This is a genomic window from Chryseobacterium sp. CS2K3, from assembly GCF_059515185.1.
Genome location: NZ_JCAKRW010000007.1, coordinates 38,229 through 62,844, shown reverse-complemented (window position 1 = coordinate 62,844; position 24,616 = coordinate 38,229). Strand labels below are relative to the sequence as shown.

The window sequence follows — 24,616 nt, the reverse complement described above, 5'->3', positions numbered from 1 at the left end:
GACAAAAGTATAGAGCCCGAAAACCAATTAACAGGACAAATGTCTAAAAAGAAACCTCCTTCCTTATCCTGCTTAAATGTCTTTGAGTAATCCCAAGATAAGAGGCAAGATATTGTAATGGAATATTCTGAATATAATCCGGATAATTTTTAATAAGACTTACATAACGCTGGCTGGCACTGTCTCTCTGCAATTGAAAAAATCTGTTTTCAAGTTCAAGATATTCCTGTTCGGCAACGATTTTCAAAAACTTCGCCCAGTTCATATTATCCTGTGCTATTTCATCCAATGTTTCTTTTTTCAGAACAAACAGCTCAGCATCTGTAATCGCCTGCATATTTTCTCTGCTCAGAGATCCTGAAATAAAGGATGAATATGCCGCCATCATCGTATTGGGAAATCTAAAACAATACGTCATGTCTTTACCATCGTCTGAAAGATAAAAAGAACGGAAGATGCCGGATCTGATTAACGCTACTTCTTTACATTTTTCACCTTCCCGGATGAAATAGTCATTTTTATCTACTTTCCTCAATTCAAAAAGCTGTAAAAAAGCTTCAACCTCATCTTCTGAAAATAAATTAAAACTTTGAAAGAAATCCCGTATCATTATCTTTAGTTATGCAGCGAAAATAAAGAAAAACAGGGACATTTTTCATCAGAAAATAAAAAAATCATCCCAAGATGGGATGATCTACCGTTTTGAATTGACTAAGTTATTTATATGAAGATATGAATGATGTTTGTTGTTACAAAGGTAAAGCCTCTGCATTTTTCTCTCCTCAGGGGAATCCCTAAATTTTTATCCGTAAAAATACGGTTGCACAAAAGAAAAGCCCTGCAAGAAACAACTTACAGGACTTTTGCTAATCTAACAATTATTTTGTTTAGTATTTATTAAAGCGGGCTTACCAATTGTAAGAACCATTCTTTCACTTCTCCTTCTAAATAAGGGGCTAATTTTTCTTCACATGTTTTATGGTAATCATTCAGCCATGCGATTTCCTTTTCGGAAAGAATTTCTTTTACAACATCATCTTTAAAGAATGGGCAGAACGTTAATGTTTCAAATTCATAGAAAGTACCGTGAATTGTTTTTTCTGCTTCTTTTACAGCAATCAGGTTCTCATGACGGATTCCATAATGTCCTTCAAGATAGTATCCCGGTTCGTTGGATAGTACCATTCCCGGAAGAAGATCCTGAGGGTTCAGGTCTTTTCTGATATTCTGAGGTCCTTCATGAACGTTCATAAAGCTTCCTACTCCATGTCCGGTTCCGTGGTTGAAATCTTTCCCCTCCATCCATAAAGGAAGTCTTGCAATAGCGTCAAGGTGTACTCCTTTGGTTCCTTTCGGGAATTTTACCATTGATAAACGGATTAATCCCTGTAATACCAATGTAGAGTTTCTTTTGAATTCTTCAGATGGAGCTGCTAATGCAAAAGTTCTTGTTATATCTGTAGTTCCTTCAAGATACTGACCTCCTGAATCTACCAGAATCGTTTCCGCATTGGTTACTTCTTTACTGCCTTCTTTCTTTGCAGAATAATGCATGATCGCCCCATTATCTTTATATCCAACGATAGAACCAAAGCTTTCGCCTACAAAGTTTTCTCCTTCAGCACGGAAGTCTCTTAGTTTTTCACCGATGGAATATTCATTCATAGCTTCTTTTCCGGCAGTGTGCGTCAGCCAGTAAAGGAATTTTACCATAGCCACCCCGTCTCTTACCATTACTTTTCTGAAACCTTCCAACTCAGTTTCATTTTTCTGAGCTTTCATCAGGTTTCCTGGTACCGGAGCTTTGATAAATTGATTATCTGCTTTTAATGTTTCAAAAATTTGCTGGTTGCTGTTTGGAGAAACCAATACTTTTTCATTTTTGAATACCTTCAGATAGTTATAGAATTCTTCGTAAGGCATCATTTTCACGAAAGAATCATCCATCTGTTTTCTTGCTGCTACATCCAGTTTTTCCAAGCCTGTAAATAGAACTGCATCATTTTTAGTAATTACGATATATCCTAAAAATACAGGATTGCTCTGTACATCACTACCTCTAAGGTTTAATGTCCATGCAACATCATCTAAACTTGAAATAATATGAACGGTAGCTTCCTGCTCTTCCATTTTCTGGCGGATTGCAGAAAGTTTATCTGTCACAGATTTTCCAGCTCTTTCTACAGGGTGCACAAAAATAGGGTTCACAGACGGCGTTCCTCTTTCTTTCCATACTTCCTTTAAAAGGGGAATATCTGTAAGCGTAATATTTTTTGAATTAAATTTTTGAGAAAGTAGTTCCCAGTTGGCATTTGAAGCCGCTACAGCATTTACAGCCACTTTACCGCCTGCAGGAATTTCAGAAATAATCCAATCGATATAATTAGGTGTTCCTTCTATTCCGTCTTTGAAAAGGTCGATTCCTGAACCATCCAATTCAATTGCAGCCTGTGTAAAATATCTTCCGTCTGTCCAAAGCCCGGCTTTATCTTTAGTCACTACCACAAAACCGGCAGACCCTAAGAATCCTGAAAGCCAAGCTCTTTCCTGCCATTCTTCAGGAAGGTACTCACTCATGTGGGGATCTGCAGAATATACGATAAATGCATCAACATTATTTTTCTGCATTTCTTCACGAAGCGCAGCAACTTTTTCCTTTGAAGTCATTTTTTTCATTTTTAAACACCGAAAGTTACGAAAAATTTGAAGTCGGAAGATTAAATAAAAGCCCTATTTTCCTAATTATTGGGATAATTTTAAACTGTCCTGTAGTTTTATTAGCCACGGATGCACTAATGCCTTTTATTCGTGCATCCGTGGCTATATTTTTACATTATAATTTCCTCCTTATCAGTGTTTATATTAGAGATGTTTTTTTAATCATAACGATGACAAAGTTGAAGTGAGGTGACCTCTTTCTTTCAAAAAAATAAAACTCATACCATAAAAAGCAATTATTTGTTAAAGTAGTAATATTTTGGAAAGATTATTGATACATTATTTCCTATGAAACAGCAGAACTATAATAACCACAGAAAATTCTATCCACCTCATCATTTTATATATCTCCCTTTGTTGATTGTATTGGAGATTTTAGGAATTTATAAAGTCTGGGATGATCCCGGTAACCAACTGGTCTGGATATTATTTTCAATCGTTATTTTTTTGCTTTTTTATCTTGCATTTATGACAAGGCAGCATTATGCGTTGGGACTTCAGAACCGCATGGTAATCCTTGAATTTAAGCAAAGGTATTTCGAGATTTTTAATAAAAGATCCGATGAAACTGTTGAGAAGCTGAAGTTTGACCAGATTGCGGCACTGAGATTCGCTTACGATGAAGAGTTTAAGGAACTTTTGTACAAGGCTCTTCATGAAAATATTTCTGGAGATGAGATCAAAAGATCCATTAAAAACTGGAAAGCTGATAGACTGAGAATTTAATACACACCAATAAATAGTATATATTATGAAAAAATGGAGCATTTACAGTATTACGATATTAAGTTTGTTATCACTAACAAGTTGTGAAGCAGTAGGAACAATTTTTAAAGCCGGAATGTGGTGGGGAATTTTCCTAGTCGGTATAATCATAGTGATTCTTTTCCTGATTTTTTCGAAGGGTAAAAACTCCTAACCATTTTCTATGGAGAAGAATACAGATCTGGAGATTATATCCCACCTCAAGCCATCAAAGATTGTTAAAATCATGAAGGATCCGGAAGCATCTGCAAAGGCGGTACATCTTGTATATACCACCGATGCAGAGACTGCCGGAATTACCCGTAAGAAAACCGGAAAAAAATATTCTTATTATAAAGATGGTGAAAAGATCAGAGATAAGGATGAAATAAGCCGCATCAACAAACTGGTTATCCCTCCCGCCTGGGAAAATGTATGGATTTGTGCTCTGGAAAACGGGCATCTTCAGGCAACGGGTTTTGATGTAAAGAAAAGAAAACAATATCGATATCATTCTTTATGGAGTGCTCTTAGAAATCACACAAAATTCTACAGAATGCTTCAGTTTGGGTATGCTCTGCCTACCATCAGACTTCAGGTGGAACAGGATCTTGCGCTAAGAAATTTTGAAAAACGAAAAATATTAGCTTTAATCGTAAGCCTGATGCAGCGAACTAATATCCGGATTGGAAATAATGTCTATGAAAAGCTTTACGGATCTTTTGGATTAACAACTTTAAAGGATAAGCATGTAGAGGTAAAAGGGCAGAAAATCACATTTTCATTCAAAGGAAAAAAAGGAGTTATGCATCATGTGGATCTCAGAAGTAAAAGGCTGGCAAGATTAGTACAAAAATGTAAGGAAATCCCAGGGAAAGAGCTTTTTCAGTATTTTGATGATGATGGAAACCGCCATTCAATAGATTCCGGAATGGTGAACGATTATATCAAGGAGATTAGCGGTGAAGATTTTACGGCTAAAGATTTCAGAACATGGTCGGGAACGGTAAGTGCCTTGATTGCTTTTAAAGAAATCGGGTATGCTGAAAATGATTCGGAATATAAAAAGAAGGTTAAAGAGGCTTTAGATATTGTAGCTGACCATCTTGGAAATACGATTGCAGTCTGTAAGAAGTATTATGTACATCCTTTAGTCATCAATCTTTACGAAAACAATTCTATTAAAAAATATCTGGACGAACTGGAAATCATTGAAGAAAATGATGGAAAAGCCGATCTGACGAAGGAGGAAAAGCTGGTAATTAAGATTCTTGAGAATGAGAAGATGTAAGCGTTGGGATGGAAGAGGGAAACTGGAGGATGAAAGTACTACTCGACGATATTATTCTGGATGTCATTTTTAATTTTTTAATGTTTTTATGTTGGTTTTTGATTTTTAACAAAATAAATCTATCCATATATGAGATTCTTCCTTCGTCAGAATAACAAAAGACATTGGATACATAATAGACATAAGATAGTCTCAATTTTATTGCAAAAATCTGATAAAAAACAACAATCAATTTTTTAGGCTTTAATAACTTCCTGCTTCCCTCTTCCTGTCTAACCCGTCACTCTATTGCTCAAAAACTGAGTTCTGTATTCTTTAGGGGTTATCCCGGCAATTTTTTTGAAAAGCTGTGTAAAATGAGAAGCTGTATGAAAGTTTAATTCGTAGGCAATCTCAGCGATATCTTTACTTGAGTGAAGTAATGCTTTGCTGTAATTGATATCGATTTCGTTGATCCATTGTTTCGGTGATTTTTGGGTAACGCTTTTTACGCATTTATTTAAATAACTTTCTGTTACGGACAGTTTATCTGCATAGAATGCTACTCTTTTTTCTACTACATGATATTTAAACAAAAGATCCCGGAACTGAAGAGACAATTCCATGGGACGTGTTGCAGATTTATGATGGGTATCTGAATCTGTGCTGAGCATTTTAATCAGAATCAAGTGAAGCATGGTAACGACAACATCATTTACATTCAGGTTATTCAGCCATAATTCCTGTTCCATAATGGGAAGAAGCTGGGTAATGGTTCCGTAAGTAAGACTATCCAGATTCAGGAAAGGGGTCATAAAGAAAATACTGCTTTTATGCTTTGGGAGTTCCTGTTCAGAAAGAATATTATTTTCATAAGCAAGGAAAAAACCTTCGATATCTTCTGATAATTCTACAGTTGCAGTGATTGTTCCCTGTTTAATAAATATCACGCCTCCTTTTTCGGCATGATACTCTTTATTTTCAAGATATTGTTTGATATATCCGTTCGTAACGAAGATGATAAAATTAAAGGTTGTACGATACGGAATCACCGGCATTAAAATCCCTTTAAGGTAATTTTCTATCCGGTAAAGCTGTATATCCGCATTATTGGCTAAAATTTTCTCCGTGATATTCGGTAGAAACAGTTTTTTGTACTGAAAATTGGATAATACTTCCATATCCGATATTATGATTAATTAAAGTTAGACAAAATTTATAATGTAGAAAGAAGAGAATTTGAAAATTTGAGAATAAGTCAATTTAAAAATCATTTTATCCTCCAACTCCCAAACCCTCTAACTCTCTCACTCTAAAACTTATAGTACACTCCTACTCTTACGCCAAAAGGGCTTCCGGGTGTATAAGTAAGATCTGTAATAGGTTCTGCTTCTCCTTTCAATTGGGTTTCTGTAGCAAACTGCGCCTCATTCCATTTTACATTGAAAAGATTATTCACCTGAATATTTGCACCCCACGTCTGGCGGTTGTAAGAAAGTACTAGATCATTGACGAAATAAGCTTTTGTTTTTATGCTGTTGTCTTCTACAGCAGGTCTTTCTCCAAGATAACGGTATTGAATTCCTAAAGAAAATCCATGAAGGAAATCCCAATTCACAGATCCTGTACTGGTAACTACGGGTGCCAGCGGAATATAGTCCTGTCCTTTTTCTTCATCAATAAATCTGGCGTGAGAATAATTAATGTCTGCATTCAGATAAAAGTTTTCCAATGGCTGGAAACGGATTCCCAAATCGGCTCCGAACCGTCTGGATTTTCCTGAAGGTTCTACTACGGCATCATCTCCTACATATACAAATTCCTGTTGCAGATCCATATACCATAAAGCAGGGGTAATGATCAGAGATTTGAATGGGTGCAATCTTACTCCAAAATCTGCCCCGATAGAATAAGGAAGCGTATTTTCGTTCTTATTGGTCACTACTACCCTCATATCATTGGAATGGAATCCCATCCCTGTTTTCAGGAACCACATTACATTATCATTCTGGGCATAGGAGAAGTTCAGCTTAGGGCTCACTCTTGTAGCTTCTTTTGACTGTCCGGAAGGTAATTGCTCCGGATCTAAAAGGTTATGCATATTGAAAATAAAGTGATCCACTCTTAAGGCAGGATTAATCGTCCATTTTCCGGTTTTCCAGACTAGACCTGAATATGCATGAAGATTGGTTTCTGTTCCGTTTACATCAGACAGTCTGTCAAGCAGCATATCTCTGTGATAAACGTGGTTGAGTTGTAAAGTATTGATATCATCATTTCTTAAACCAATTCCTGAAATCCAGTTTAAGGAACTGTTCGGAAGGGAGAAACTTTTCGTATATTTTACTTCTGCCCCATAGATGTTCCTTCCGTCTGTCTGCTGAATTTCATCACCATGGTCTTTGTCTTTTAAATAAAAAGTAAAATCGGAGTATAGATTGAAATTATATTTTGAATAAAAAGCCATGGCGTCAATCTGTTCGGAAGGAGAAATAATATGCTTAAAATTCATCTGAAGATTGGTTCTTGAAGTTTTTCCACCTTCCGTAGGGTCTATACTTCCCCATCTGCCTATGATTCCTTCATCTACGGCACGTTCCGGAATCTGTCCGGAAGCATTCCATGAGGAATTGAATGTTGAAAACTGGATATTGAAATAATCGTTATCCGTAAGCCATTGATTATACTTTCCGAAAATATTGACTCTGTTAAAGTTTTGTTTTACATCAAAAGGACCATCTGTATAATTGTATTCAGCAGCAATGTAGGCGTTTTTTCTTCCCAGATCATCGTGCAGGATATTGAACATTCCCAATACTCTTTTAGAATTAAAAGAACCTCCTTCAAGTTTAATCATACTATTTTTCAATCCACTGTAGGTTTGAAAATCTACATACCCTGCGGTATTGAAATCTCCGCGATCCATATAATAAGATCCCTTTCCGAAATCAATATTGTTTACTGTTTCAGGAATCACGAAATGAAGATCAGAATATCCCTGTCCATGGGCATGAGATACAATATTCACTGGCATTCCGTCTACATTTACGCTTACATCTGTTCCATGATCGGCGTCAAATCCTCTTAAAAATAGCTGTTCTGCCTTTCCTCCTCCTGCATGCTGTGCAATGAACAATCCCGGAACTTTTCTCAATAAATCCTGAGCTGAATTTACGGGAAACTTATTCAAATCCACTTTTGTGATTGCCGACAAGAAAGAGCTGTGATTAATAGCTACTTCGGAGATCTGAAAAGGTTTATGCTGTAAAAGAATAACTTTATTTTTATCGTCATCATTGGTAACCACCCATTTTACTTCATCATACCCCTGTCTGCTGATTACCAGCGTGTCAGGAAGAGATTTTACCGGAATGGCAAAAGTACCGTCTGTTCCTGTATGTGTGTGGCTATTCCCATGATCATATTTTACCAATACATCTGCGATTGGAAATTTGTCATCTGCATCTTTGATCAACAACTGTTTTTCTGCTTCCTGCGCCATTATTTTTCCACTGAATGCCATGACAAGAAAAGCAGCTGCTATTTTAGTTATTTTCATTTTTTGTTTTAATTATATTAGATAAGAGATAATAGACGGAGAGATGAGAGACATTGTAACTTATAGGTCAATAGTCAATTTTGCTTCGCAAGTGAATGGTGAAAGGATAACAACCTGAACATTGAACATTTATTCTTTACACTCTAAAATCCTCAAACTCTATAACTCTCAAACTTGAGATTATGCTTTTGCTTTAAGAAATATCTTTTGAATGAGAAGGGTAACCCATGTTCCTGCTACAAATGGAAAAGTAAATACTCCGCCTACAGCATCCAGGTAATGATTATCAACAAGGAAATCATCAATGGCTATTGTTAAAAATACTGCGATCAATACCCATAAACCATCTGTCTTTTTTACGCCTGAAAATACAATCGCTGAAAGTACCGCGTTGAAACCGAATAAACCCATATGAATTTCTTTAATCGGTTCTCCATTTAACTGTGACAGCCCTGCTCCCAGAATAGAAGCGGCAAGTCCGTATAAAGCAGCAATTGGAGAACTGATAAAAACAGCGATGAAGAAAATTACTCCTGAAAGCACTCCTCCCTGGAAGATCACTTCTCCAAAACCATTGGTACAGGTAAGGAAATCATCGTATTTTGAAGGAATTACCTCAGCGCTTAACATTGCAGACGGTGGAATATGCGTAAAATGATGTAAAGTAAATACCAATATCCATGTAATGATAATGAAAGGAAAGGTAAACACCGGAATTTTCTTTTGGATGAAAAAGTGTTGGATAATTGCAGCCAATGCTCCCCCCAATATGATAAGAATCCAAATCAGGGCTGTTGTTTCAAACAGAAAAGACAGCGCTACTCCTACCAATGCGGCACTGAAACCATATAATCCGGCATTGATCTCAGATTTGTCATATTTCAGTTTCATTGCAGTAAGGGTTCCGGCAGCTGTTGACAGCAATACTGCGATTCCACATTGCCAGCTTCCTATAAAAATTCCTATCAAAAACAGCAGTCCTGTCCATCTGTTTTCCTGAAGCATAATCTGCCCGATTCCTTTTAAAATATTGTCTAAAAAAGGGATTTTTTTGAAAATTTCGTTCATAGTTTTTTTAATTGTATTAATGAATGTTGGATAAAGATGAAAGATAATAGACGAAGAGATGAGAGACATGTAGACTTAAAGGTCAATGGTGAATTTTGCTTCGCAAATGAATGGTGAAGGAATAATCCTCAATCATCAGTGAAAGGATGATAGCCTAAAACTTTAAACCTTCTTCCTATCAAACGCTTCTACTCTAAAACCCTCAAACTCGTTACCATCCCAGAAAGACCATTCCGATTCCGCAGACTGTTACCACAGCACCACTTACCACTCCCATGTATCTTTCCAGCTTTTCAGTATTGAATAATGTTGAGTATCCATAACGTCCTAAAAGAACCATTCCAAGCATTGTTAAAACCGTAGTTACAGTGAATGAAGTCACGAGAACAGCGATTTCAGACATGGAATGTTTTACACCTGAGTAGAATAATAATGGAATTAAAGGCTCACTTGGTCCCATTACGAAGATCATAAAAAGGACAAGCGGAGTTACTTTTATTCTTTTCTGAGGCATTACTACTTCGCTGTGATTGTGTTCATACACGTATACATCATCGCCCATGACATCAAAATGCTTGTGGGGTTTGTTTCTGATTGCCTGAATGAGTCCGTAAATCAGGTAAATTCCGCCGAAGATCAGTAATGCCCATCCCGAGAAATTCCCTCTGATGTCCTGAAACCAGGAAATTTTATTGAGCTGCCAGCCTAAAAACACTCCAACAAAACCAAGGATTAGGGAGCTGAAAACATGCCCAAATCCACAAACTACGGTTAATATTGCAGTTTTCATTCCGCTCCATTTCTTGGATTTTGAAATCACGATGAAAGGCAGATAATGATCTGGTCCTGATGCCGTATGTATAAAACTTATTGAAACGGCACTTAAAAGTAATGCCCAAACTGTACTGTCCATTTTCTATTAATTCTGTTGTTTCAGATTCTTTAATTATGTTTTGGCTAAAGCCAATGGATGGTTTCTTTTTATTTGTATGGGCTTTAGCCCGCTTCTATTGAATAGATGCTCACGCAGATTTTGGAGATTACGCTGATACCAGCCTTGTCAAGGTTTGAAACCTTGACAAGGCTCCTGAAAAAACTCAACGTTTACTCCAACGACCAAAGAATTTCCTGAACATGCAGGAAGAAATTGTACATTAATTCCCCGCCATGCCCTAAAGCTCTTACTACAAATCCATTATCTTCCATTGCTGAAACTCCTACTTCCATCTCTTCAATATGCTGTGCTGCAGCTTCCACAATCTCTTCAATCAACCCATTTTTATCTACATTTTCTTTGGTACTGTAGAAAATCAGAGTTCCCTGGTGAGTATACTGTTCCAGATTACCAATACTGCTGATCGGAATCAGGTCTGGCTGAATCACCACATTATCTTTTACTACCAGTTTATTGTTATGGTAGATTTCCATTAAATTCTGAAAACGTTTCAGCTTGAAAACCTCTCCATAATGTTTTCTTCCACAGGTAATGATCTCACTGATGATGATCTGGCTGTTTTTTCCGATATGAATATTGGCTTTACTTTTAAAGTTGGAATCTTCATGGGGTACAATAGGGTGCGGAACGTAAGCAAAAGAAGTGTCATCCTCCATGGTTACATTTAACTCCTGAACAGCCTTATCTTCCATATTGAAAAGTCTTTGATACGACTGTGACTGCAACTGGAGTGAAGATCCTTTTTCAAGGGCTACATCCAGATGGTAATGGTCTCCATCCAGAATTCCAGGGGAGGAGCTCATCACCATCTGATACAGTTTCTTATCACTTTTTCTCTGCCCTACAGAAACTACTCTGAAAGGCAGGGAAACGTAAAGATCCTTCACATATGATTCTCCTCCCTTGAATCCTGCGATAATATTTAAACGACTATCCATTTATCTTACTAAGTTCGGTTCTTCAATTTCTTCTAAAAGAGCGTATTTTTTGATCCATCCGATTACTTTATCCAATCCCTCATCTGTTTTAAGGTTGGTAAAAACGAAAGGGTTTCCTTTTCTCATTCTTCTGGCATCATTCTCCATTACTTCAAGGCTTGCTCCTACATGGGGTGCAAGGTCGATTTTATTAATGATCAAAAGGTCTGATCTTGTAATACCGGGACCTCCTTTTCTAGGAATTTTTTCTCCTTCTGCAACGTCAATAATAAAGATGGTAACATCGGCAAGATCCGGACTGAAAGTCGCTGAAAGGTTATCACCTCCACTTTCAATAAGTACCAGTTCGATTTCAGGGAAACGTGATGCCAATTCATCTACTGCTTCAAGGTTCATACTTGCATCTTCACGAATCGCAGTGTGAGGACAGCCTCCTGTTTCTACTCCAATGATTCTGTCGTGAGGAAGAAGACTGTTTTTAGCCATAAATTCAGCATCTTCTTTAGTATAAATATCATTAGTGATTACTCCAAGATCGTAAGTCCCGAATAATTTTCTGCTTAAACGTTCTAATAATGCAGTTTTTCCTGATCCTACAGGACCTGCTACTCCTACTTTTATATATTTTCTGTTTTCCATTTTTTCTAAATTTTACTTTGTTTATTTTTTAACGCTAAGCGCGCTAAGATTTTTGATGATTGTGAATAGTTAAGATCGCAAGGGCGTTACACTCAGCAAAGGTTATTTACATAGGTCCCCTTCGACTCTTTGTTTTTTTAAGACATATAAAGTCTTGAGTAAAGCCTTTCGTGCTGCATACATCGGATATCAAAAGCTGTATTACAAAGACCTACAAGATCTCTATCCAATTCCATGGTTTCCAAAACTGTTTTTTCCATGACAGGATATAAAGAAAATAAGATGTCTTGTCCATCAAGCTGTCCCAGAGGTACAAGTTTTACAGCATTGGTGATCATTCCGGCAACTGAAGTGTAATAGAATCCTAGTAATGCTTCATATAAAGGGATTTTCATGAGGTAAGCATAAACTCCAAATACGATACAGTAATGAGAATTAGCTTCTTTATTCCGAATTGCCTTTTCAAATTCTTCCATAAAAGGGAAGTTTTCTCTTCTTTTGAAAATTTTAATCAGCCTTAATCCTAATTTTTGGCTAGCCTGACGGATTTCTTTCGGACATTTTATTGCATTACATTCATTATCAAGATCTAAAAGTGTCTGCAAATCTCCTTTTTCTGCTGCATGATAAGCCAGTTTTACAAAAGCTCCGTCATTAAATTTAAGATTGTACTGAAGCATATTTTGCACAAACTCTTTGGCTGTCTCTACATTATGAACAATCCTTTCCTGTACATAAGTTTCAAGTCCGTTGGAATGGGTATAACCACCGATTGGGAGTGTAGGATCTGCCAAATGAAGCAGTCCTGACAAAAAATTGATGTTCATATGATTATTCATCTTTTGGAGCGGCAAGTTTTAAGATTTTAGTAAAAATTGTGGAGCCAAGACTTCCATGTCCGTGAGGCTCTACATTCGATTTCAGAAGATTAAGCAGTTTTACGGATTGTTTTTCCGGTTTGAAACCACTTGCTTCCAGCCATCTGAACATCGGCATTTCAAACGGAAGCAGTACTTTATCATCCTGAATAAAAAGCGGAATATGCTTGTTTCCGATTTCGTAGCATACGGTACCCATTTCCAATAAAGATCCGGGAACCATTACAATTGCCTCTGTTTCCAGAACATTGACCGCTATTACTTTTTCTGCATCCTCAAAAAGAATATCACCTTCGCGTAAACGTTGTCCTTCTTTTAAAAATTTGATGGCAACATCTACTCCATTTCTGGTTCTTTTGCGTTGGATTCTTTTTGTAGTTTCAAACCATTCCAGATCAAGATAATCTATGGTTTTCGACGTAGGATTTTCGGTGAGATTGCCTATGGTTTGATTAATTATCATCTTTAGCCGATTTTTTTCTGAAGTCTAAGTTTTTGGAGATTCCTACCCCGAATGTTGAACCACTGATTCCTGCTACATAGCTTTTAGTCCAGCCTTCTTCTTTTGTTTTGGTCTGAAGCATAGAAAGTTCTGCAAATTTGAATTTCAGAGCCCAGCCTCCACCCAAAACAATTCCGATCAAAGGATAAGCACGAAGACGGAACCCATTAAAGTTCTCCATAGCATCAGCTGTTGTTGCCTGCTGTTGTCCCCAAACATAGTGAGCATCTATCTGCCCAATCAGTACAAAGTACTTCCCAAGCATTACTGACGGGCTGTACCAAACTCCCGCCTCATTTTGTTTGTATACCACATTATGATTGACAGAGTTTTGAGAATAAGCATAATTAACCCCGATCAGGTCATTATTATTGATAAAATATCCTACTCCAAGGGGGGCACTGGAAACGGTACTGCTGCTGTTTGACGGTGTAGTAACTTTTGAATAATCCAACGAACCGTAAACCATAAATTGCCCTTTTGGTCCGTCTTCATCATTTTTAAGCCTGTGCCCGCCAAGAAACTGAGCACTTAGATTCCCTGAAAGCAAAGACAAGCCGGTTACAGCAAGAGAAAAAACTGTTTTATTTAAATATTTCATTCTAAACGTAGTTCTATAATTGTTTTAAAATAGGGTCTTATAAATCTTTTTTGCTGTTAAATAAACCTAACAGGTTTTTGAAACCTGTTAGGTTTTATCGTAGATTTATCTTAGAACAAGTAATACAACTGTGTTAAAGGAAGTGTTTCTGCTGGTTCGCAAGTGATATATTCACCATCTACCGTTACTTTATAGTTTTCAGGGTTTACTTCAATTAAAGGAGTCTTATCGTTATGGATAAGGTCTTTTTTACCAATATTTCTACAGTTTTTCACCGGAAGGATCATTTTCTCTAATCCGTAAGAAGCAATTGTTCCGTTATCAATAGAGATTTGAGATACGAAGTTCGCACAAATACCATATTTAGCTTTTCCGTGAGCACCAAACATATTTCTGTAAATAATGGGCTGAGGTGTTGGTATAGAAGCATTTGGATCACCCATTTTAGCAGCGATTACAAATCCTCCTTTTACAATCATTTCAGGTTTAACTCCAAATAATGCTGGCTTCCAGATTACTAAATCTGCTAATTTTCCTTCTTCAATAGATCCTACATATTCTGAAATACCGTGTGCAATTGCTGGGTTGATGGTATATTTCGCTACATATCTTTTTGCACGGTAGTTATCGTTTCCGCTATTCTGATCTTCAGCTAAATCACCTCTTTGCTCCTTCATTTTGCTTGCAGTCTGCCAGGTTCTTGTAATCACTTCCCCTGGTCTACCCATTGCCTGAGAGTCTGAACTCATGATACTGAAAACTCCCATATCGTGAAGGATATCTTCTGCTGCAATCGTTTCAGGACGGATACGAGAATCTGCGAATGCCACATCTTCAGGGATGTTTTTACTCAAGTGGTGGCAAACCATCAGCATATCTAAGTGTTCGTCGATTGTATTTACGGTATAAGGACGTGTAGGGTTAGTAGACGCTGGTAATACGTTTGGATACATTGCTGCTTTGATGATGTCCGGCGCGTGACCTCCACCTGCACCTTCCGTGTGGAATGTGTGGATCACTCTTCCGTTGATCGCTCTCATAGTATCTTCCAAGAAACCTCCTTCATTTAAAGTATCTGTGTGGATGGCTACCTGAACATCATATTTATCAGCAACTTTTAAAGCTGCATCAATGGTTGCTGGCGTTGCTCCCCAGTCTTCGTGGATTTTTACTCCTAAAGCTCCCGCTTCTACCTGTTCTTCGATAGGCTCTTCTGCTGAACAGTTTCCTTTTCCGAAGAACCCTAAGTTCATTGGATATTCTTCTGCTGCTTCAAGCATTTTCTGCATATTGAATTTCCCTGGAGTCACTGTTGTAGCGTTCGTTCCGTCATTAGGACCTGTTCCTCCTCCGATCATGGTAGTGATACCACTGTATAGAGAAGTTTCAATTTGTTGTGGGCAGATGTAGTGAATGTGAGTATCAATACCTCCGGCAGTTACGATATATCCTTTTCCACCGTGAACTTCAGTAGAAGCACCAATGATCATATTAGGAGATACACCATCCATGGTATCAGGGTTACCAGCTTTACCGATTCCTACGATTTTTCCGTCTTTAATACCGATATCACCTTTTACAATTCCCCAGTGATCAATGATTACTGCACCTGTGATACAAAGGTCAAGAACTCCTTCATCTCTTTTTGCAGTCACATTTTGTCCCATACCGTCACGTACGGTTTTACCTCCTCCGAAAACAGCTTCGTCTCCGTAATGAGTGAAATCTTTTTCGATTTCAATAATGATTTCAGTGTCTCCCAGTCTGATTTTGTCTCCGGCTGTAGGACCTAATATATTTGCGTATTGTTTTCTGTCTACGTTTAAGCTCATCTTACTGATTTTTAAAGTTTAACTCCTGAACTTTTGCAAGGCTTACTTTTTTCTGATCTTCAGAATCTACCTGTCCATCAACAAGGTTATTGAAGCCCATTGCTTTTTTGGTTCCTCCTATTTCTACCAATTCCACTTCTTTTTCTTCTCCCGGTTCGAAACGTACTGCAGTACTTGCTACAATATTCAGTCTCTTTCCGAAAGCTTTTTCACGGTCAAAGCTCATTGCCTTGTTTACTTCGAAAAAGTGAAAGTGTGAACCTACCTGAATAGGACGGTCTCCTGTATTGGTTACTTTGATTTTGACAGTTTCTCTGCCTGCGTTGCAGATAATAGTGCCTTCTTTTACAAAAATTTCTCCTGGTATCATGATAAAATAGGATTAGCGGATTGGGTTATGTACGGTTACCAGCTTAGTTCCATCAGGGAATGTTGCTTCAATCTGAACATCGTGGATCATTTCTGCCACGCCAGGCATTACATCTTCTTTAGTAAGAAGGTTTGCGCCTTCCTGCATCAGTTCGGCAACTTTTTTTCCGTCTCTTGCGCCTTCAAGTAAGAAGTGACTGATTAATGCGATAGATTCTGGGTAGTTTAATTTAAGACCTCTAGCCTTTCTTTTTAGAGCGAGTTCTCCTGCCAGAAATAGCATAAGCTTTTCCGTTTCTCTCGGTGTTAAGTGCATAGTATTTTTTATTTAAAATTAGACAAACAGTATTCTGTCTGCCTTTCTAAAAAGGCAAATAGAAATGTTCAAAAGTGTAAAATGAAGTAATGATGTTTACAGATCTGTATTTTGAATACAAACCATAACGGATCATTAAAGTTTAAAATAAGATTAGCAGCCCGCTATTTGCAGGGAATGATACAGAATGTATCTTGGTGCTGTAATATAAACCCCGGATTGAACCGCGGCAACTTTGGAATTATAAGAATAACCTGCAAAAAAATAGGTCAGCCATTGTTCTGCAAGTATTGAATAATCAAATTTTATTTTCTCCCAATCATTGGCATCCTGCAGATCCTGAGCATCTGAAAAACTGTAAATTTCAGGCTGTGTCTGCTGATCGGATTTTTGCTGAAGAAGATGAATTTTTGATAAGAGATCAGAGTATGATTGAGTCTTCCCCGTATGTGTAAAAAGACCTACACATAAAGCTGAGAAAAACAATACAAAAGAGAAAAACAGAACTCTTTTTTTCATACCTGTAAATAATGGTGTAAAATTAGAACAATCTTAAATCTCAGGCTATCAAAAAAATTATTTAAAATGTTCAAAATCGCAACAAACTGAATTTTATATAATTTTAACATTTCTTTATAAATCCTTTATTTACAATACTTAAAGACCATTAATGAACTATGACAAATATTTTATTGTCCCACTTCCAATAATTATAATAAATCTCTATATCTTTTTCTTCTATATAAAGGATTGAATAAATATATTAAATAAATTCAACATAAAGCATTAAAAAAACGTTATATATTAATGTTTTAACGACAATAAAGTTTATTTTACAAAAAGAGATGGGATTTTTTTCTTTCCTTATAATTATCGTAAATTTGTATACAACTTACTTGTTTAATTTAATAAAATAATAAAACGTAATATGTCAAAAGCAATTTCGCAAGTACCATTAGCGGTAAACGAGCCTGTAAATTCTTATGAACCGGGATCTCCGGAAGTTAAAAGCCTTATCAACACTTATAAAAAAATGTGGGCTGAAAAGGTAGAAATTCCAATGATCATCAACGGGAAAGAAGTAAAAACTGATAACAAAGTACAACTTCAGTCTCCTCAGGATCATGCTCACGACTTCGGATTCTATTACCAAGGGGGTATGCAGCATGTAGATGACGCTATCAACGCGGCATTGGCAGCTAAAGAAGCATGGAATGCACTAGGTTGGGAGCAGCGTGCAGCTATTTTCTTAAAAGCAGCAGACCTTTTAGCTGGTCCTTACAGAGATGTAATCAATGCAGCTACCATGATCGGACAGTCTAAAAATGTTCACCAGGCTGAAATTGATTCTGCTTGTGAGTTCATTGACTTCTTAAGATTCAACGTAGAGTTCATGACAGAAATGTATTCTGAGCAGCCGGTTTCTGACAACGGAATCTGGAACCGTGTAGAATACAGACCATTAGAAGGATTCTGTTTTGCAGTAACTCCTTTCAACTTTACGGCTATTTCAGGAAACCTTCCTACTTGTATGGCAATGTTAGGAAACGTTGTGGTATGGAAGCCTTCAGACAAGCAGGTTTATTCTGCAAAAGTGATCATGGATGTATTAATTGAAGCGGGTCTTCCTGCCGGGGTAATCAATATGATCTTTACAGATGGTAAAGAAACTGCTGAGAAAGTATTGGCTCACAAAGATTTTGCAGGTCTTCACTTCACAGGGTCTACGAAAGTATTCCAGGGAATGTGGAAAATGATCGGAGATAATATCCATAACTACAGAACATATCCAAGAATCGTTGGAGAAACCGGAGGGAAAGACTTTGTAATTGCTCACCCGTCTGCAAACGTAGAAGCTGTAGCTACTGCTTTAGTAAGAGGTGCTTTCGAATACCAGGGACAGAAATGTTCTGCAGCTTCAAGAGCTTATGTTCCTAAGTCTCTTTGGGCTGATGTGAAAAAAGTAATGGAAGCTCAGATGGCTACGATCAAAATCGGTTCTCCTGAAGATCCATCTAATTTCGTAAACGCTGTAATCGACAAAAATTCTTTCGAAAAATGTAAAGGATATATCACAAGAGCAAACGAATCTTCTGAGGCTACTGTAGCTATCGGTGGAACTTGTGATGATTCTAAAGGATGGTTCGTGCACCCAACAGTAATCGAAACTACAAATCCTCAATACGAAAGTATGGTAGAAGAAATCTTCGGTCCAATCCTTTCTGTATTTGTTTATGAAGATGCAGACTGGAAAGAAACTCTTAAATTGGTAGATTCTTCTTCTCCTTATTCATTAACAGGTTCTGTATTCTCTCAAGACCGTTACGCAATTGCTGAAGCTTATAAAGCATTAGAAAATGCATCCGGTAACTTCTACATCAATGATAAACCAACTGGTGCTGTAGTAGGACAACAACCTTTCGGTGGTGGTAGAGCTTCAGGAACTAATGATAAAGCTGGTTCTAAAATGAATCTTCTTAGATGGACGTCTGTAAGAAGTGTGAAAGAAACATTCGTTTCTCCAAAAGACTACAAATATCCTTACTTAGGGTAATAATGATTAATAAGTAATAGGCAATAAGTGATTTGTTGTCTGTTCTTTCAATACAGCCTCGGAATTTCGGTTTCGGGGCTTTTTTTGTGGAGTTTCGGGTTGGAGGGTTTGAGGGTTTGGGAGTAAGAGAGTTGGGGGATTTTAGAGGGAGAATGTTTAAAGTTAAGGTTGTCGTCCTTCCACTAATGATTGAGAATTTTTCTTCATCATTCATTTGCGAAGCAAAACTACCCTTGCCCTTAAGCCTGCAATGTCTATCATCTCTTCGTCTATTATCTATCGTCTCTATCTTCTAATACTCCAACACGCCCCAACCCTCAAACTCCTTTACCTAACATCTTTTAACAAACTTTACCTATATTTTACGACTTCTCACAACCTATTAGGAATAATAGTTGTTTTTTCATTAATACACCCCAAAATAAAATAGTATGAAAAAGTTATTGCTAACAGCCATCGGAATAGGATTATTTGCAGTGAGCTGTGGAACCAAAGAGTCATCGATGTCAACCAGTAACAGTGATTCAGTAAAAGTAGACACTATGCGTACAGTATCACCTGCTACAACAGACACTATGACGACAAAGAAGATGAATCCGGACAGCATTAAAATGAAAAAGGATTCAATGGCAACACCTCCTGCCAAATAGAATTATATACGTTTAATTTAAAATGGAAAATCTGTAGTTGAAAGCGCTGCAGATTTTTTTGATAATAGAATGTATAATGATAGCAGGCTAAAGCCCACTCCTATTGATGTTGATATCCGGATAAATAATGATTATGGTTATAGATGTTTAGCGACAAGATCTTTTATCTTTTATCTTTTATCTTTTATCTTTTATCTTTTATAAAATCACTATATTTGATTAACACCAACCCTAAAAAAATAGTATATGAAAAAATTATGGATAGGAGCAGTTTTAGGACTTCTTTTCCTTGGAAGTTGTGCTCAGAACAAAGAAAAAAGAGAGGAATTCAAGGATGCTCATAATAAAGAATCTATCAGAAACAGCATGGGCGATTCTGCCGTTGCTAATTCCATTCCATCACCGGATACTTTAAAAATCAAAACCGATAGTACAAAAGCTAAATAAAATCGCAAATCCACAGACTTTCTGTGGATTTGCACTTAAAAAAACTTGACTGAAAAAAAACCGGGCAATCAACCCCGATTATTGGGTATGGCTTATATTCCTGATCGGAATATTCTATTACATAAAAGAGGAACCGTGATTATTTCATGAAAACAAAATATACACGAGTTCCATATCTAAAGTTCCATGGTTTGACTTGGTGTAGGGCTTTAATCGCTTTATTATTTCAGAAAGAAAAGAATTCCTTCAAGAATAAAAGAGATAAGATGTAGTATAAACGTAATCATTTCGTAAAGCTGTCGCAAAGATATAGCAGCAGCACTCTTATGAAAAACATTAGGTTATCCATTTTCATGAAAAATGGTAAGCTAGGATATAAAATCTTAATTATTTTTTATCATTTTCACGAAAATGAACATTTTTATCTAATTGATTTTCAGCATCAAGATACTTAATATACGCTGAAGGAGAAAAGTCTGTAACTGCCTTAAAGACGGCAGCAAATTTACTGTGAGAAGAGAAGCCACATTCATCAGCAAGAATACTGATCTTATATTGTCTGTACTTTTCATCATTGATAAGTTTGTCTACAATATAATTGATTCTTAATCTGTTGATATATGTTTTGAAATCGGCACTTTTATGCTGATTAATTACATAAGAAAGATACTTTGTGTTGGTATTGAGCTCACCGGCAAGGAAAGAAAGGGACATCCCTTTATTGTTAAAGAGGTCTCCTTTTTCAAAGCTGTCCAGAAGTTCAAGCAATTTAGTTTCCGTTTCGGAAGTCATCAGAGAATCATTTCTTTTTCGGTCTGTTTCACTATCCTTTTCATCAATTTCCTCTACGGAGATATTTGAAAACTCTGAACTTTCAGTCTGCCTTATAAGTTGGTTTCGGTGATTATTAATCCTATTGACCTGACTTCTGATGATGTTCCTGAGCTTTGAACGCTGTTTCTTCTGTTTGGTTCTGATAAAAATAATTAAGCCCACCAGAGAAATGAAAAGAATAATAATAGCTGCATTTTTCGCGATATTCATTTTACCGGTTTTCCCGGTTTTTGCAGCTGAAACATTAGTCTTACCTGTGAAAGCCTGATTACGGGCAGCAATACTATCATATGCCCTTACATATTTTACAGCATAGAGAGAGGCTTTATAGTTATCACCTGTTCCTTCATAATAATCGTTGATATTGGAATATACAGCTTTTTTAAGCTTTAAACTTCTTGAAGTATCTGCTATTTTTTCTGCCTTTTTCAGATATAATTCAGCATCTTTCCAGTTCTTTTGCTTCACACGAATTCCCCCCAGTCCGTTATAAACAAGTCCAAGAGTACAGCTTCCTGCTTTAAGCAATTCTTCGGCTTTTCTGTAAAAGTTTTCAGAGGTTTTATAATCATTTAGTTTAAAGTAAATATCTCCCAACAGCTGGTAAGAAGCAGCTTCTGTACGATCTTCAATTTTGCTGTTTATCTTTTCAAAGTTTTTAAGTGAAAACTGGATGTGCTTTATAGCATTGGTATAATTCCCCACCTCCATTTCATAAAAAGCCATCTCTTGGTTCAATAGACCTTCAGCTTCATTTTTTATCTGGAAATCGGAAATTGTCTGAACTGCTTCGAGCCCTTTTAAGATATATTTTTTAGCTCTTTCGTATAACCCTACCTGTCTATATTGTCTCGCCAATAATCTGCTTACACCAGCCATCCGTTCTGCATCATTAATCTGATTAACCAATGAATGTGCATTTTCACTGTAGCATATTGCTTTTTTAATTTCTCCTGCATGATGATAAAGCTCTGACGACAACATGAGACTCTTTATTTTCTCTGAAGGCTTATCTGCCATCATATATAGGGAATCTGCTGTTTTTATAGCTTTTGATAAGTCTTTATATGCAGTAATGGCAGAGGTTCTTTCACAAGCCTGGTCGAAGCTGTTCTTTTTCTGGGCAAATATGGGGATTGCTGGGATCAGCAAAAACAAAAATTTCAGTAGATTATTAGACATAAAAAAACAAATTATTATTCTTATAATAATTCATCATTTTTTCACGAGTGTCTTTTTGTTTTTTACAAAATTACTAATATTTTACTTTTAATTAAAATATTCTACTGAAATTTAATCATTTAACTAAAATCATTATTTACATTAATTTTAACAATAGCCATAAAATAATAAACGATTACCTTTGATATAAGCCTAAATCTATAATAAAAACAAAGTTCTCCAATAATTATTTTCAATGTGAACTGCTCAAATGTCATCATATTTATTACATTTGCAGGTAATAAAAAGTTTATATGAAAAAATTAACGATACTTTCAGCTCTATTTATAGGTGCATTTGCATGGGCGCAGGGCATCAAATTCGAGGAAGGAAACTTTGCTTCTATCCTTGCCAAAGCAAAAAAGGAAAACAAACTTGTTTTTATTGATGCTTATGCTTCTTGGTGCGGACCATGTAAACTTATGGTGAAAAATATCTTCCCTCTTCAATCTGTAGGTGATTATTATAATTCTCACTTCATCAATGCTAAAATTGATATGGAAAAAGGAGAAGGAATTGAGATTGCTAAAAAATATAATGTAAAAGCATTCCCAACATATCTGTTCATTGACGGAAATGGTGAAGCGGTACACAGAACACTGGGATATGTAGAAGAAAAAGATTTCATTCAGTTTGCAAAGGATGCCGGAGATCCAAGCAAAAGACTTACTTCTTTAAAGCTTCAATTTGAAAAAGGAGAAAAAAATCCTGAATTCTTAAAGAATCTTGCAATGCTTACCATGTATAATGATAGTGAATTTGCAGGTAAGGTAATGAACCGTTATTTTGAACAGAAAGCAACACTTGATCAGGAAGATATTCAAATGCTTATTGCCGGCACACAAAGTACAGAAAGTCCTTTATACAAAATCTTCCAGAACAAAAAAGCAGACTTCATTAAGCTTTTCCCTGGAGATCAGTACGAAAAACTGGATAAAAATATTAAGCTGAATACAGTGGCTAAAAAAGCATACAATCCTGATACTAAAACTTGGGATGATGCGTATTTTATGTCAGCCACTCAATCATTTTTAAGCAAAGAAGAAGCTGATAAAATTCTGAAGAGAATGAAGGCTAACAGAGCTCTAAAAAATAAGGATATCCCAACCTACGAAAAGATAACGCTGGATCTTTACAAAGACTATTCTACAGCAAAATCTGATGAGTTAAATTCTCTTGCCTGGAACTTTTTTGAAAATGTAAGCAATAAAGCTTCTCTGGAAAAAGCGATTGCATGGGCACAAGAATCTGTAAAAAAAGATCAGAACTATGCCAACACAGATACACTGGCAAATCTTTATAACAAAGTGGGTGACAAGAAAAACGCAAAAATGTGGGCTGAAAAGGCAATTGAACTGGCAAAAAGCGCAGGACAGGACTCTTCTGAGACTGAAACATTATTGAAAAGTCTTTAATGAGCCATTAATGATAAAAAAACGAAAACCGCAGATCACTCTGCGGTTTTTATTTTGTGTAAACGTCTGATATTAGTATTCAAATAAGACACTTCCCCAGGTAAATCCACTTCCGAAAGCAGAAAGAAGGACTAAATCACCTCTTTTAATTTTTCCTTGTTCAATAGCCTCACTTAAAGCAATTGGAATAGAAGCAGCCGTTGTATTTCCGTATTTCTGGATATTGTTGAAGACTTTCTCATCCGGCAACCCGAATTTCTGCTGAACAAACTGAGCAATTCTAAGATTCGCCTGATGCGGGATAAACATATCAAGATCTTCAACCGTTTTTCCTGCCTTGTTTAAAGCTTCCATCATTGTTTCCGGAAATCTTGTAACAGCATGCTTGAACACAAAGTTTCCGTTCATGATCGGATATACTTCTTTATTCGTCACATTTGCAGGATCTTTTCTCATTCTGTCACTCCATCCGAATTTAGAGCCCGGGAACTGAGTACAAAGATCATCTGCATATTTACCTTCAGAATGCATGTTTACCGCTAAAACATCACCAGCATTTTCATCTTCAGTTGCAGAAAGTACGATGGCTCCTGCCCCATCACCGAAAATTACCGAAACTCCTCTTCCTTCATCAGAAAAATCCAGCCCGAAAGAATGAACCTCCGCTCCTACAACAAGAATGTTTTTGTACATCCCTGACTTAATGAATGCATTGGCTACACTCATAGAATATACAAATCCTGAACATTGGTTTCTTACATCTAAGGCTCCAATTGTATCACATCCCAGCATATCCTGAAGCAAAACGCCACATCCAGGGAAATAATAATCCGGCGAAAGGGTTGCGAAAATAATATAATCGATATCTTTTGAAGTAAGCCCTGCATTTTGAATTGCTTTTTCAGCAGCTTTGAAACCTAGATAAGCGCTGGTTTCCTGGGAGTCGTACCTGTTTTTTCTGTGTCTTCGTTCCTTGATGCCTGTTCTCTCCGTAATCCATTCATCATTAGTAGTCATTAGTTTGGCTAAATCATCATTTGTAACAACGTTATCAGGAACATAAAATCCTACTCCTTTTATTGTACTTTTAATCATATAGTTTTATA

The 24,616-nt window shown here is 36.6% G+C and carries 23 protein-coding genes; 6 read left to right on the top strand and 17 right to left on the bottom strand.

The window, feature by feature from the left end; all coding sequences use genetic code 11:
* Nucleotides 1–43: 43 nt before the first annotated feature.
* Both AC5YGG_RS13420 and AC5YGG_RS13415 read right to left on the bottom strand, forming a co-directional pair.
* Nucleotides 44–610, bottom strand: a complete 567-nt coding sequence (locus AC5YGG_RS13420; RefSeq protein WP_496144978.1) for a Crp/Fnr family transcriptional regulator — start codon at nt 608–610, stop codon at nt 44–46.
* Between the two features lie 287 nt (nt 611–897).
* Nucleotides 898–2,667 (bottom strand): aminopeptidase P family protein, encoded by a 1,770-nt coding sequence (locus tag AC5YGG_RS13415; RefSeq protein WP_496144977.1) that lies wholly within the window; start codon nt 2,665–2,667, stop codon nt 898–900.
* A 339-nt stretch (nt 2,668–3,006) separates the two neighbouring features.
* Between AC5YGG_RS13415 and AC5YGG_RS13410 the strand changes: the two genes are divergently transcribed.
* Both AC5YGG_RS13410 and AC5YGG_RS13405 read left to right on the top strand, forming a co-directional pair.
* A complete protein-coding gene (locus AC5YGG_RS13410) occupies nt 3,007–3,444 on the top strand; it encodes a DUF6526 family protein (RefSeq protein ID WP_496144976.1) in 438 nt (145 codons plus the stop codon).
* Nucleotides 3,445–3,646: 202 nt separating this feature from the next.
* Nucleotides 3,647–4,753: a DNA topoisomerase IB gene (locus tag AC5YGG_RS13405; RefSeq protein ID WP_496144975.1), complete on the top strand. Its 1,107-nt coding sequence runs from the start codon at nt 3,647–3,649 to the stop codon at nt 4,751–4,753.
* Between the two features lie 272 nt (nt 4,754–5,025).
* On the opposite strand, the gene AC5YGG_RS13400 is transcribed toward AC5YGG_RS13405, so the two are convergent.
* The 13 genes from AC5YGG_RS13400 to AC5YGG_RS13340 all read right to left on the bottom strand — a co-directional run bounded on the left by AC5YGG_RS13400 (nt 5,026) and on the right by AC5YGG_RS13340 (nt 16,908).
* Complete coding sequence (locus AC5YGG_RS13400; protein WP_496144974.1) at nt 5,026–5,913, bottom strand: helix-turn-helix domain-containing protein; 888 nt, start codon at nt 5,911–5,913, stop codon at nt 5,026–5,028.
* A gap of 131 nt (nt 5,914–6,044) precedes the next feature.
* Nucleotides 6,045–8,291, bottom strand: a complete 2,247-nt coding sequence (locus AC5YGG_RS13395) for a TonB-dependent receptor (protein WP_496144973.1) — start codon at nt 8,289–8,291, stop codon at nt 6,045–6,047.
* A 180-nt stretch (nt 8,292–8,471) separates the two neighbouring features.
* On the bottom strand, nt 8,472–9,359 hold the full coding sequence (locus AC5YGG_RS13390) for an urea transporter (protein WP_496144972.1): 888 nt from the start codon (nt 9,357–9,359) through the stop codon (nt 8,472–8,474).
* A 211-nt stretch (nt 9,360–9,570) separates the two neighbouring features.
* Nucleotides 9,571–10,272, bottom strand: a complete 702-nt coding sequence (locus tag AC5YGG_RS13385; protein WP_496144971.1) for a hypothetical protein — start codon at nt 10,270–10,272, stop codon at nt 9,571–9,573.
* Nucleotides 10,273–10,463: 191 nt separating this feature from the next.
* Nucleotides 10,464–11,252, bottom strand: coding sequence for an urease accessory protein UreD (locus AC5YGG_RS13380; RefSeq protein ID WP_496144970.1), 789 nt, complete (start codon nt 11,250–11,252; stop codon nt 10,464–10,466).
* On the bottom strand, nt 11,253–11,891 hold the full coding sequence (gene ureG / locus AC5YGG_RS13375; protein WP_496144969.1) for an urease accessory protein UreG: 639 nt from the start codon (nt 11,889–11,891) through the stop codon (nt 11,253–11,255). It abuts the gene before it with no gap.
* A 137-nt stretch (nt 11,892–12,028) separates the two neighbouring features.
* On the bottom strand, nt 12,029–12,718 hold the full coding sequence (locus AC5YGG_RS13370) for an urease accessory protein UreF (protein ID WP_496144968.1): 690 nt from the start codon (nt 12,716–12,718) through the stop codon (nt 12,029–12,031).
* A 4-nt stretch (nt 12,719–12,722) separates the two neighbouring features.
* Entirely contained in the window at nt 12,723–13,232 is a 510-nt protein-coding gene (ureE, locus tag AC5YGG_RS13365) for an urease accessory protein UreE (RefSeq protein WP_496144967.1), read from the bottom strand.
* On the bottom strand, nt 13,222–13,872 hold the full coding sequence (locus AC5YGG_RS13360; RefSeq protein WP_496144966.1) for a hypothetical protein: 651 nt from the start codon (nt 13,870–13,872) through the stop codon (nt 13,222–13,224). The genes ureE and AC5YGG_RS13360 overlap by 11 nt, the downstream gene beginning before the upstream one ends.
* Before the next feature lie 110 nt (nt 13,873–13,982).
* Nucleotides 13,983–15,704 carry an urease subunit alpha gene (gene ureC / locus AC5YGG_RS13355; RefSeq protein WP_496144965.1) on the bottom strand — a complete coding sequence of 574 codons (1,722 nt, stop codon included), beginning with the start codon at nt 15,702–15,704 and terminating at the stop codon, nt 13,983–13,985.
* 1 nt (nt 15,705) lies between these two features.
* Nucleotides 15,706–16,074: an urease subunit beta gene (ureB, locus tag AC5YGG_RS13350; RefSeq protein ID WP_496144964.1), complete on the bottom strand. Its 369-nt coding sequence runs from the start codon at nt 16,072–16,074 to the stop codon at nt 15,706–15,708.
* A gap of 12 nt (nt 16,075–16,086) precedes the next feature.
* Nucleotides 16,087–16,389, bottom strand: coding sequence for an urease subunit gamma (gene ureA, locus AC5YGG_RS13345; protein WP_002977652.1), 303 nt, complete (start codon nt 16,387–16,389; stop codon nt 16,087–16,089).
* Between the two features lie 153 nt (nt 16,390–16,542).
* Nucleotides 16,543–16,908 (bottom strand): hypothetical protein, encoded by a 366-nt coding sequence (locus AC5YGG_RS13340; protein WP_496144963.1) that lies wholly within the window; start codon nt 16,906–16,908, stop codon nt 16,543–16,545.
* 409 nt (nt 16,909–17,317) lie between these two features.
* Here AC5YGG_RS13340 and pruA point away from each other — a divergent pair, with 409 nt between their 5' ends.
* The 3 genes from pruA to AC5YGG_RS13325 all read left to right on the top strand — a co-directional run bounded on the left by pruA (nt 17,318) and on the right by AC5YGG_RS13325 (nt 20,040).
* The gene (gene pruA / locus AC5YGG_RS13335; RefSeq protein ID WP_496144962.1) at nt 17,318–18,943 is read left to right on the top strand and encodes an L-glutamate gamma-semialdehyde dehydrogenase; all 1,626 of its coding nucleotides are present in this window, start codon (nt 17,318–17,320) and stop codon (nt 18,941–18,943) included.
* A gap of 431 nt (nt 18,944–19,374) precedes the next feature.
* A complete protein-coding gene (locus AC5YGG_RS13330; protein ID WP_496144961.1) occupies nt 19,375–19,593 on the top strand; it encodes a cytochrome C551 in 219 nt (72 codons plus the stop codon).
* A 246-nt stretch (nt 19,594–19,839) separates the two neighbouring features.
* Nucleotides 19,840–20,040 carry a hypothetical protein gene (locus tag AC5YGG_RS13325; RefSeq protein WP_496144960.1) on the top strand — a complete coding sequence of 67 codons (201 nt, stop codon included), beginning with the start codon at nt 19,840–19,842 and terminating at the stop codon, nt 20,038–20,040.
* Between the two features lie 387 nt (nt 20,041–20,427).
* Here the strand turns inward: AC5YGG_RS13325 and AC5YGG_RS13320 are convergent, their stop codons facing one another.
* A complete protein-coding gene (locus AC5YGG_RS13320) occupies nt 20,428–22,056 on the bottom strand; it encodes a tetratricopeptide repeat protein (RefSeq protein ID WP_496144959.1) in 1,629 nt (542 codons plus the stop codon).
* Nucleotides 22,057–22,349: 293 nt separating this feature from the next.
* On the opposite strand from AC5YGG_RS13320, the gene AC5YGG_RS13315 reads away from it, so the two are divergent.
* A complete protein-coding gene (locus tag AC5YGG_RS13315) occupies nt 22,350–23,510 on the top strand; it encodes a thioredoxin family protein (RefSeq protein WP_496144958.1) in 1,161 nt (386 codons plus the stop codon).
* 72 nt (nt 23,511–23,582) lie between these two features.
* On the opposite strand, the gene AC5YGG_RS13310 is transcribed toward AC5YGG_RS13315, so the two are convergent.
* Nucleotides 23,583–24,605 (bottom strand): 3-oxoacyl-ACP synthase III family protein, encoded by a 1,023-nt coding sequence (locus AC5YGG_RS13310; RefSeq protein ID WP_496144957.1) that lies wholly within the window; start codon nt 24,603–24,605, stop codon nt 23,583–23,585.
* Nucleotides 24,606–24,616 lie beyond the last annotated feature (11 nt).

Excerpts from the sequence above, each read along its gene's own strand:
- AC5YGG_RS13360 (WP_496144966.1), bottom strand. The coding sequence starts at position 13,872 with ATGAAATATTTAAATAAAACAGTTTTTTCTCTTGCTGTAACCGGCTTG.
- AC5YGG_RS13405 (WP_496144975.1), top strand. The coding sequence starts at position 3,647 with ATGGAGAAGAATACAGATCTGGAGATTATATCCCACCTCAAGCCATCA.
- pruA (WP_496144962.1), top strand. The coding sequence starts at position 17,318 with ATGTCAAAAGCAATTTCGCAAGTACCATTAGCGGTAAACGAGCCTGTA.
- AC5YGG_RS13410 (WP_496144976.1), top strand. The coding sequence starts at position 3,007 with ATGAAACAGCAGAACTATAATAACCACAGAAAATTCTATCCACCTCAT.
- ureB (WP_496144964.1), bottom strand. The coding sequence starts at position 16,074 with ATGATACCAGGAGAAATTTTTGTAAAAGAAGGCACTATTATCTGCAAC.
- AC5YGG_RS13320 (WP_496144959.1), bottom strand. The coding sequence starts at position 22,056 with ATGTCTAATAATCTACTGAAATTTTTGTTTTTGCTGATCCCAGCAATC.
- AC5YGG_RS13370 (WP_496144968.1), bottom strand. The coding sequence starts at position 12,718 with ATGAACATCAATTTTTTGTCAGGACTGCTTCATTTGGCAGATCCTACA.
- ureE (WP_496144967.1), bottom strand. The coding sequence starts at position 13,232 with ATGATAATTAATCAAACCATAGGCAATCTCACCGAAAATCCTACGTCG.
- AC5YGG_RS13315 (WP_496144958.1), top strand. The coding sequence starts at position 22,350 with ATGAAAAAATTAACGATACTTTCAGCTCTATTTATAGGTGCATTTGCA.
- AC5YGG_RS13420 (WP_496144978.1), bottom strand. The coding sequence starts at position 610 with ATGATACGGGATTTCTTTCAAAGTTTTAATTTATTTTCAGAAGATGAG.
- ureC (WP_496144965.1), bottom strand. The coding sequence starts at position 15,704 with ATGAGCTTAAACGTAGACAGAAAACAATACGCAAATATATTAGGTCCT.
- AC5YGG_RS13385 (WP_496144971.1), bottom strand. The coding sequence starts at position 10,272 with ATGGACAGTACAGTTTGGGCATTACTTTTAAGTGCCGTTTCAATAAGT.
- AC5YGG_RS13330 (WP_496144961.1), top strand. The coding sequence starts at position 19,375 with ATGAAAAAGTTATTGCTAACAGCCATCGGAATAGGATTATTTGCAGTG.
- AC5YGG_RS13390 (WP_496144972.1), bottom strand. The coding sequence starts at position 9,359 with ATGAACGAAATTTTCAAAAAAATCCCTTTTTTAGACAATATTTTAAAA.
- AC5YGG_RS13400 (WP_496144974.1), bottom strand. The coding sequence starts at position 5,913 with ATGGAAGTATTATCCAATTTTCAGTACAAAAAACTGTTTCTACCGAAT.
- AC5YGG_RS13340 (WP_496144963.1), bottom strand. The coding sequence starts at position 16,908 with ATGAAAAAAAGAGTTCTGTTTTTCTCTTTTGTATTGTTTTTCTCAGCT.
- AC5YGG_RS13395 (WP_496144973.1), bottom strand. The coding sequence starts at position 8,291 with ATGAAAATAACTAAAATAGCAGCTGCTTTTCTTGTCATGGCATTCAGT.
- AC5YGG_RS13380 (WP_496144970.1), bottom strand. The coding sequence starts at position 11,252 with ATGGATAGTCGTTTAAATATTATCGCAGGATTCAAGGGAGGAGAATCA.
- AC5YGG_RS13325 (WP_496144960.1), top strand. The coding sequence starts at position 19,840 with ATGAAAAAATTATGGATAGGAGCAGTTTTAGGACTTCTTTTCCTTGGA.
- AC5YGG_RS13310 (WP_496144957.1), bottom strand. The coding sequence starts at position 24,605 with ATGATTAAAAGTACAATAAAAGGAGTAGGATTTTATGTTCCTGATAAC.
- ureA (WP_002977652.1), bottom strand. The coding sequence starts at position 16,389 with ATGCACTTAACACCGAGAGAAACGGAAAAGCTTATGCTATTTCTGGCA.
- ureG (WP_496144969.1), bottom strand. The coding sequence starts at position 11,891 with ATGGAAAACAGAAAATATATAAAAGTAGGAGTAGCAGGTCCTGTAGGA.
- AC5YGG_RS13415 (WP_496144977.1), bottom strand. The coding sequence starts at position 2,667 with ATGACTTCAAAGGAAAAAGTTGCTGCGCTTCGTGAAGAAATGCAGAAA.